This is a genomic window from Bartonella tribocorum (assembly GCF_002778015.1).
Taxonomy (GTDB): Bacteria; Pseudomonadota; Alphaproteobacteria; order Rhizobiales; family Rhizobiaceae; genus Bartonella; species Bartonella tribocorum_B.
Genome location: NZ_NJPP01000077.1, coordinates 1 through 1,231, shown reverse-complemented (window position 1 = coordinate 1,231; position 1,231 = coordinate 1). Strand labels below are relative to the sequence as shown.

General features: G+C 50.7%; 2 pseudogenes. Both read right to left on the bottom strand.

Features of this window, described 5'->3' with window-relative positions:
* Positions 1-755, bottom strand: a pseudogene (locus CEV08_RS09230) (DNA primase); the annotation flags it as partial.
* Between the two features lie 140 nt (positions 756-895).
* Positions 896-1,231: pseudogene (locus tag CEV08_RS10320) on the bottom strand (YdaU family protein); the annotation flags it as partial.

The following is a 1,231-nucleotide window of genomic DNA, read 5'->3' as shown; positions in this document are numbered from 1 at the left end:
GTGTTGGTTGCTGCGGGTGTGGGTTGAGGCGCGTGTGTAGTGGTGTTGGTTGCTGCGGGTGCGGGGTGGGGCGCGTGGGTGGTGGTGTTGGTTGCTGCGGGTGTGGGTTGCGATGTGTGTGTGGTGGTGTTGGTTGCTGCGGGTGCGGGTTGAGGCGCGTGCGTGGTGTGGTTTATGGGGTAAAGGGCTTGCCAACCGAATAAAATCGGTTCACATTGGGCTGCGGTAGGTTTTGTTTTTGCTCCCGCTTGAGCGAGCCGTTCTTTGACTAAAGCAAGGGTGCCATTGGGTTTATAAAAGGGAAAAATGATTTTTTCGCCTTCTTCTCCTATGCGGTAACGCTTTATCACCTCTAGAGGGATGTGGCGTTCTTTGTGGAGATAGTTTTTGACAAGATTTTGCGGCGTGTGCCCTTTAGGAACCGGTGGACGCCGATAAGAACGATGAGGGACCATAAAGGGTTTTGGGCGTTCCAGATTGAGCGTTGTGCGTGCTTCTTCTAAGGCTTGAGAGAGATTTATGCCCTTGACTTCACACCAAAGGTCTAAAATATCGCCTCCAATGCCTTCTGCAAAATCATACCAAAGGCCTGCTTTACTGCCGCTTAAGCACATCGATAAACTTTGACCCGCTTCACCCCGTGTGTTGCCAACAATCCAATGGTTACCACGTTTATGCCCTTGGGGAAGAAGCATTTCTGCGATCTGATCTGCTTGTGCGATAAGTTTTTGTTTGATTTCAAAAATTGTGCTCATGGTTATTCGTGATATTATTCGTGTTTCTCAAAAATTTGTTTTGCTGTGGGGGGATTTATTTTGCTGTGGGGGGCTGTTTTGTTGTTTTTTCCGCTCGATCTCACGGCAAAACCATTGGTGCCATGGAAGTGGTGCTATGGGGCTTGCCAATCTGCTTTGAGAGCTTCTTTACCGCTCTGGGCAAGCCAATAGTCGCGAAACTTTTTAGCTTGCCAATGGGCTTGGCTCTCACTCAAACCTTCTGAAACAGCTGCCTTGATATCTGCTTGCCAAGTTTCTGGAAGACGATGCCCTTTGGGAATGCCTGAGAGAGTGGTTTTGGAGAGAGTGGTTTTGGGGGGTGGTGCAAGGCATGTGCATAAAAGTGGCGTGGATTGTTGCGGGTGTGGGTTGTGATGTGTGTGTGGTGGTGTGGGTTGTTGCGGGTGCGGGTTGGGGYGCGTGTGTGGYGGYGTGGGTTGTTGCGGGTGCGGGTT